The organism is Streptomyces sp. NRRL S-495, from assembly GCF_000966955.1.
GTDB lineage: Bacteria > Actinomycetota > Actinomycetes > Streptomycetales > Streptomycetaceae > Kitasatospora > Kitasatospora purpeofusca.
Window position 1 is genome coordinate 1 of the sequence record NZ_JZWY01000436.1, and the last position, 7,015, is coordinate 7,015.

At 73.3% G+C, this 7,015-nt stretch carries 6 protein-coding genes; 4 read left to right on the forward strand and 2 right to left on the reverse strand.

The features are described 5' to 3' along the window. Window positions 1–351 precede the first annotated feature (351 nt). Complete coding sequence (locus tag VR45_RS22865; protein WP_045941685.1) at window positions 352–1,125, reverse strand: GntR family transcriptional regulator; 774 nt, start codon at window positions 1,123–1,125, stop codon at window positions 352–354. Between the two features lie 282 nt (window positions 1,126–1,407). On the opposite strand from VR45_RS22865, the gene VR45_RS22870 reads away from it, so the two are divergent. Both VR45_RS22870 and VR45_RS22875 read left to right on the forward strand, forming a co-directional pair. After that, on the forward strand, window positions 1,408–2,325 hold the full coding sequence (locus tag VR45_RS22870) for a glycoside hydrolase family 19 protein (RefSeq protein WP_045941686.1): 918 nt from the start codon (window positions 1,408–1,410) through the stop codon (window positions 2,323–2,325). 108 nt (window positions 2,326–2,433) lie between these two features. Beyond that, window positions 2,434–3,507: a serine hydrolase domain-containing protein gene (locus VR45_RS22875; protein WP_052709299.1), complete on the forward strand. Its 1,074-nt coding sequence runs from the start codon at window positions 2,434–2,436 to the stop codon at window positions 3,505–3,507. Window positions 3,508–4,511: 1,004 nt separating this feature from the next. Here the strand turns inward: VR45_RS22875 and VR45_RS22885 are convergent. Further along, window positions 4,512–4,841, reverse strand: a complete 330-nt coding sequence (locus VR45_RS22885) for a putative quinol monooxygenase (protein WP_045941688.1) — start codon at window positions 4,839–4,841, stop codon at window positions 4,512–4,514. 58 nt (window positions 4,842–4,899) lie between these two features. Here VR45_RS22885 and VR45_RS22890 point away from each other — a divergent pair, with 58 nt between their 5' ends. Beyond that, a complete protein-coding gene (locus VR45_RS22890) occupies window positions 4,900–5,259 on the forward strand; it encodes a MerR family transcriptional regulator (RefSeq protein ID WP_045941689.1) in 360 nt (119 codons plus the stop codon). A gap of 371 nt (window positions 5,260–5,630) precedes the next feature. Beyond that, the coding region (locus VR45_RS22895) for a PAS domain-containing protein (protein WP_159394313.1) at window positions 5,631–7,015 on the forward strand (1,385 nt) is incomplete at its 3' end.

A 7,015-nucleotide genomic window follows, 5' to 3' on the forward strand; every position in this document is an offset into this window, starting at 1 on the left:
GCGGGCGGCGGTGGCGGCGTGGGCGGCGGTGGCGGCCAGCGGGCCGGCGGCGAGGGCCGCGGCGGTGCCGAGGAGCAGGCCCCGGCGGGACAGGCCCGAGGCGGCGGGGGCGGGCCCGGTGGCGTGGGTCTGCGGGGTGGCGGGGGTCTGCTGCGCGGCGGGGATCCGGGGGGGTCACGTCGTCCTCCTGATGCGTCGTCATGGCGCGGAACGGGGCGGTGACTACGGTCGGAGCAGCGGATGGCCGGGGGTCGCCGGGTTTCCGACCCGGGTGTGAACAACGCCCGAATTCGGTCCAGACCCGTTATCTTCTCGTGATCATGGACGGCCCACCGAGGGAGTCGGAGGAGCTCAGTCCGCCTCGAGCCTGGTGGTGAAACTGAAGCGGTCGCCCCGATAGAGCGAGCGGACCCGCTCCACCGGCCGGTCGGCGGAATCCCTGGTCAGGCGGTGCAGCAGCAGCATCGGGAGCGCGGGCGGGGTGCCGATCAGCAGCGCCTCGCGCGGGGTCGCCAGCACGGTCTCGATCCGCTCGTCGGCGGCGCCGAAGGAGATGCCCACCTTCTCGCCGAGGTACGCGTACAGCGAGGACCCGGGGTCGAACTCCTCCTCCAGCCCCGGCACCCGCCCGACCGCCAGATAGGTGCTCTCCAGACCCACCCGCTCACCGTCCGCGAGCAGCACCCGCTCCAGGTGCCAGACCGGATCGCCGGGGCCGATCCCCAACTGCCCGGCCAACTGGGGGTCGGCGCCCAGCCGTTCGAGCCCGATCAGGGTGCGGCCCGGCACCCGGCCCTGGCGCCGCACGCCCTCGGTGTAGCTGGCCAGCGAGAGCGGCTGCTCCAGCTTGGGGCCGGCCACCACCGTGCTGCGGCCCCGGCGCCGGACCCGGCCCTGGATCAGCAGCTCGCGCAGGGCCTGGCGGAGGGTCTCCCGGGCCACCCCGAAGCGGGCGGCGAGCTCGCGCTCGGTCGGCAGCACGCCCCCCTCGCCGAGCTCGTCGAGCAGCGCCTCCAGCCGGCCCTTGACGGCGTAGTACTTGGGCACCCGGCCGTGCTCCGGGATGCCCGACCTGATCGGTGCGCCGGGGCCCGACCGGGCGGCGGCGTCGGGGGTCTGATCCACCCGGACATCCTCCCAGACCCGGCGGCCGGGCCCGGACGGGCCGCCCGGCGGCGCGAGGGGCGCCCGTCGGGCCTTCCGCCGCCACCCCGTTCCGGGCGATTCGCCCCGACCCCCTTGACAGGTATAGACCACTCCGCTTGAGTCTGGAACAGCCCCGCACCCGGCCCGCACCCCGGTCGGCCCGTCCCCCACGACGTGCCCCCCACCGCGGGGCCCGGCTCCCCTGCCCCGACGTCCCGTCCTCCACGACCGTGCGGCCCCCACCGCACAAGGGGTGATCAAGTGTCCACGAAACGCCTGCTCGCACTGCTGTCCGCCGTCCTCACGGCGCTCGCGGTGATCCTGCTGCTGCCCGCCGCCAACGCCAGCGCCGCCGTCTGCGCGACGCCCTGGAACTCCTCCGCCGTCTACACCGGCGGGGCCGCCGTCTCGTACAACGGCCACAACTGGCTCGCCAAGTGGTGGACCCAGAACGAGCCGCCGAGCACCGGCGGTTCGGGCGTCTGGTCCGACCAGGGCGGCTGCGGCACCGGCCCGAACCCGACCGGTACGCCCACCCCCACGGGCACCGTGAACCCGGGCGGATTCCCGGTCAGCCAGGCGCAGTTCAACCAGATGTTCCCGAACCGGAACCCCTTCTACACCTACCAGGGCCTGATCGACGCCCTCTCCGCGTACCCCGCGTTCGCCGCCACCGGCACCGACACCGTCCGCAAGCAGGAGGCCGCGGCCTTCCTCGCCAACGTCAACCACGAAACCGGCGCACTGGTCTACGTGGTGGAGCAGAACACCGCCAACTACCCGCACTACTGCGACACTTCCCAGCCCTACGGCTGCCCGGCCGGCCAGGCCGCCTACTACGGGCGCGGGCCGATCCAGCTGAGCTGGAACTTCAACTACAAGGCCGCCGGCGACGCCCTCCGCATCGACCTGCTGCACAACCCCAACCTGGTGCAGACCGACCCGGCCGTGGCCTGGAAGACCGCGCTCTGGTACTGGAACACCCAGAACGGGCCCGGCACCATGACCCCCCACAACGCCATGGTCAACGGCGCGGGCTTCGGCGAGACGATCCGCAGCATCAACGGCTCGCTGGAGTGCAACGGCGGCAACCCCGCGCAGGTGCAGAGCCGGATCAACGCCTACCAGCGCTTCACCCAGCTGCTCGGCACCGTCCCCGGCAACAACCTGAGCTGCTGACGGACCGGCGGGACGGCGGCGCCGTACCTCCCGGGGACGACCGGCGGGTGCCGAAATCGTCGCCGCGGTGGACGCCGCCGCCCTCCCGCCCCTCCTAGGCTCGTACTCATGAACGATCTTGGCAGCCTCGTCCAGCAGACCGCCGACCGCCTCGCCGGCCAACAGGTCGGCGCGGTGGTCGCCGGCCTCGCCCGCGGCACGGTGGAGATCCGCGGCGCCGGACGCACCGGCCCCGGGGCCGCCGGCGGTCCCCCCGGCCCCGACACCCTCTTCGAGATCGGCTCGGTGACCAAGGTCTTCACCTCGCTCGCGCTCGCCCGGCTGACCCTGGCGGGCACCGTCACCCTCGACGACCCGCTCGCCGAGGTGCTCGCCGACGCCCTCCCGGCCGGCGCCACCGTCCCGGCCAAGGGCCCTGAGCCGCTCGCCCTGCGGCACCTCGCCACCCACACCTCCGGCCTGCCGAGGCTGCCCGCCGGCATGCTGCTGTCCTCCCTCCTCAGCCCCAACAAGCCCGACCCGTACGCGCACTGCACCACCGAGTCCCTGCTGACCGGCCTCGGCCGGACCAGGCTCCGGGCCGCCCCCGGCCGCAGCTTCCGCTACTCCAACCTCGGCGCCGGGCTCCTCGGCCTCGCCCTCGCCCACCGGGCCGGCGTCGGCTACGGGGAACTCGTCCGGCGGGAGGTCTGCGAACCGCTCGGGCTGAAGGACACCGTCCTGGAGCCCGACCCGGAGCGGACGGCCCGCCTCGCCCCCGGACACACCCCCGGCGGACGGCCGGTCCCGGCCTGGCACCTCGCCGACCTCGCCGGCGCGGGCGGCCTCCACTCCACCGCGGCCGACCTGGCGGTCCTCCTCCAGGCCCAACTGGCCGGCGACGCCGGGGACGCACCACTCGGCCCCGCGATCGCCCTCACCCGCGAGGTCCGGCACCGGGTCAACCCGGTCGCCTGGATGCACCTCGGCTGGCTCGGCCACCGCCTCCACGCCCGCCAGGGCGGCCACCTCCAGATCTGGCACAACGGCGGCACAGGCGGCTACCGCTCCTTCATCGCCTTCGACCCCGAGCGCCAGGTCGGCGTCATCGTCCTCGCCAACACCCGCCGCTCCGTCGACACCCCCGCCGTCCGCCTCCTCCGCACCCTCCAGACCACCCGCGCCACCTTCCCGGGCCAGTAGCGAGCCAACCCGGCTCGGATGCATCGACAGGCGATCACGCAGCAGGCCGGTCCGAGCTGGATCCCCGCGCGCAGCACGACAGGATCCCCTGCAAGCAGCCCCGGTCTCCCCCGGACCTCCGGGCGGAGCCACTCCGGCCTGTCCGTCGACACGGCCTCCGTCTGTGGGACGGAGGCCGTAACCGGTGGCTCGGAGAGTGCTCCGCAGGGCGGCTTTGTCATCTTTTTTTATAGCTCTCGTTTTTTTATAGCTCCCGGCCGGGCCCGGTTACCTGGCGAAGCTGTTGAGGAGTCAGGGAGTAGCGGCTCATGGCGTCATCCCTGCCCGACGGTGCGGACCGGGGTTCCGGAGGGGAAGCCCAGCTGTATCGGGGTCGGGTACGGCTGGGGCGGTTGCGGTGCCAGGTGGTGGGCGGGAGCGCGGGCGGGTGGGCCGGTTCGGGTGCCCCTTGTTGGTGGGGCGATCCGAAGGCGTCCGCCCGGCCGCTGGTGCGGAGGGGGTGGGAGGGTGCAGGGTATGACCATGTCCGAACGCCGTGACCGCCGCCGTCTTCACGCCCGTGCCCGAGCTCTCGGAGTGCCCGTCGGGCAGGTCGGCCGCCGGACCTCCCTTCGTCGGTCCGTGCCGACGGTCGTGGAGCCCGCGTGGCCGCGTACCGCGGTGCCGGAGCGGGACGAGGCTCCCGCAACCGCCCGGGCGATGCCTTCGGTACCGGTGGCGTGCTGCACGGTCTCGCGCGACCGGCAGATCACGGACGGCGGGACCGTGGTGATGCTGACCCGCCACACGGCCGACTGCCCGATCTGGTCCGCCCGCTGAACACGGGCCCGCACGGGCCCTGATCGACGGCGGCGCCGCGAGTGCGTTCCCGACCGCCGCCCACCTCGCCTCCTGTGCCGGCCACGAACAGCCGAGGAACAGCCTCGAACCGCTTGACCAACCACAGAGGGGCACTCCCCGCCTGTGCGGGGAGAACGACCAGCCGCCGTGGCATCTGTCTCAAGTCAGGCGAGAACCGGTTCTGCCCCGGGGTACGGGCTGAGCATGGTGTCGAAGTAGCCTTCCGGGTCTTCCTCCAGGAAGGTCGACAGATCCTGAAGGAAGGCGCGCAGCGGGGGTGTCGCGTTGTGCCGGTCCAGGTCTGCCTGGGAGCGCCACACCTCGTACAGGAAGAAGCGGCCGTCCTCGTGCTCGTGGAGGTGGTACTGCATGTTGCCGGGTTCGCGCCGGGTGGGTTCCACGAAGGAGGAGAGAATGCGCCGGACCTCGTCCGCGCGCTCCGGCCTGGGGCGCAGGAAACCGTAGAGGGCTATGGGGCGTTCTGTGTTCGTCATGCCCTCACGCTAAGATCTCACATCGATGTGAGGTTCAAGGGGTTGTGAGGGGCGCCACATGAAGATCGGTGAGCTCGCCGCCACAACGGGCACCTCCGTCCGGCTGTTGCGCTACTACGAGGAGCAGGGCCTCCTGGAGTCCTACCGCCTCGACAGCGGCCACCGCCGCTACGACGACAACGCCCCCGTCGTGGTCCGGCGCATTCGCGCGCTGCTGGATGCCGGCCTGCCGACCCGCGTCATCCGCGACCTGCAGCCGTGCATTCGCCAGGACGGCACGGTCGCCGGATGCAGGCTGGAGACCCTCCAGGAACATCTCGCCGGTCTGGACGACCGGATCTCCGCGCTGTCGGAAACCCGCGCATCCTTGGCCCGGCTCGTCTCCGACACCCAGGCCCGCGAACAGGTCCGCGTTTAGGGCGACCCGTCGCCGGAACCACGCCTGCTGAAAGGTCGCATGGGGTTCTGCCGGGCCGGACGCCGTCGGATGGGCGGTGTCTCGGTGCCAGGGGGGTCCACCGGTGCCTTCGGCCCACCGGGCGAGGGCGCGGTGGTCGGTCGTGCGGATGCCGGTCTGAACGCAGAATGCGGTGGCGGGCTCGGTGAAGGCGCTGGTGGTGACGACGGCGGCGAGGTCGGGCGCCTGTCGGCGTTCGGCCGTCCGGCCGCCCGTGCGGCGGGTGACCGCCGGGCGGGGCGGGTGTGTCGTGCGGGGGTGGTGGGGGGCGTGGGAGGATGGCAGGGCTGATGGGGACGATCTCCGGGCGGTGCTGGCCATGGTGACCGAGCATGGTGAACGAGCGTCGTGAGCGCGGGGCCGACGGGCCCGGGCGGGTGCCGTCCGGGGGTGGGGTGCGCCCGGAACCGGCCGAGGGGCCCGACGCGCTGCTGATGGTGCCGATCGCCACCGCGCTGATCGAGGCCGACGGCCGGATCCTGCACTGGAGCAGTGATGCCGAGGCCCTGCTCGGCTACTCCCCGGAGGAGGCGATCGGCGCGCGGGCCGCGCAGTTGCTGGCCTCGGAGGAGCAGCGGCCGGACGTGCTGGAGCTGTTCCAGAAGATCCTGGACGGCCGCGGCTGGTCCGGGGTGTTCCCGGTGCGCCACCGGGACGGGCACCACGTCAACCTGGAGTTCCGCACCCATCCGATCGCCGGTCCGGCCGGCAGCCCGCTGGTGCTCGCGGTGGCCTCGGACGTGACCACGCTGCGCCGGATCCAGGCGGACCTGGCGGTGCTGGACGGCTTCTTCTCGCAGTCCCCGGTCGGGATGGCCGTCTACGACGCCCAGCTCGCCTTCGTGCGGATCAACGAGGCGCTGGCCCGGGTCAACGGGCTGCCGGTCGCGCGGCACCTCGGGCACCGGTTGACCGAGCTGCTGCCCGGGATCAACGGCGCCGAGAGCGAGGCCGTGATGCGCCGGGTGCTGGAGACCGGCGAACCGGTGCTGGACGCCCGCTCGCACGGCCGCACCCCGGGCGACCCGACCCACGACCACGCCTGGTCCGCCTCCTACTTCCGGCTGGAGGAGCCGGGCGGCCGGGTGCTCGGCGTGAGTTCGACCATCATCGACATCACCGAGCGCTTCCGGGCCGACGCCCGCGCCGCCCGCGCGCAGGAGCGGCTCGCCCTGCTGGTCGAGGCCACCGCCTCCATCGGCACCACGCTGGACCTGCGGCAGACCGCCCGGGAGCTGGCCGACGCCATGGTGCCCAAGGTGGCCGACATCAGCGGCGTCTTCGCCCTGGAGGCGCTGGCGGCCGGCCGGAACGTCGAGCCGCTGGACCCGTCCGCGCCGCAGCACGTGCGCCGGCTGGCCCTGGCCACCTCCGATCCGCTGTACCCGGCCGAGGCACTGCCGGTCGACACCGTGTACGAGGTGACCCCGGACTCCCCCTACGCCCGGGCGCTGGCCACCGGGCGGACAGTGGTGGTGCCGTCCTGGGAACTGCCGCCGCTGAGCGACGCGATCACCGAGAGCCGCCGGCAGGCGTTCCTCGGTGACCGTCCGCGTTCGGTGCGGATCACCCCGCTGGTGGCGCGCGGCACCACGCTCGGCATGATCGTCTACTCCCGGCGCGGCGAGCGGGAGTCCTTCGCCGAGGCCGACATCACGCTCGGTGACGAGCTTGCCTCCCGGGCCGCCGTGGCCATCGACAACGCCCGGCTCTACCT

Excerpts from the sequence above, each read along its gene's own strand:
- VR45_RS22875 (WP_052709299.1), top strand. The coding sequence starts at position 2,434 with ATGAACGATCTTGGCAGCCTCGTCCAGCAGACCGCCGACCGCCTCGCC.
- VR45_RS22885 (WP_045941688.1), bottom strand. The coding sequence starts at position 4,841 with ATGACGAACACAGAACGCCCCATAGCCCTCTACGGTTTCCTGCGCCCC.
- VR45_RS22890 (WP_045941689.1), top strand. The coding sequence starts at position 4,900 with ATGAAGATCGGTGAGCTCGCCGCCACAACGGGCACCTCCGTCCGGCTG.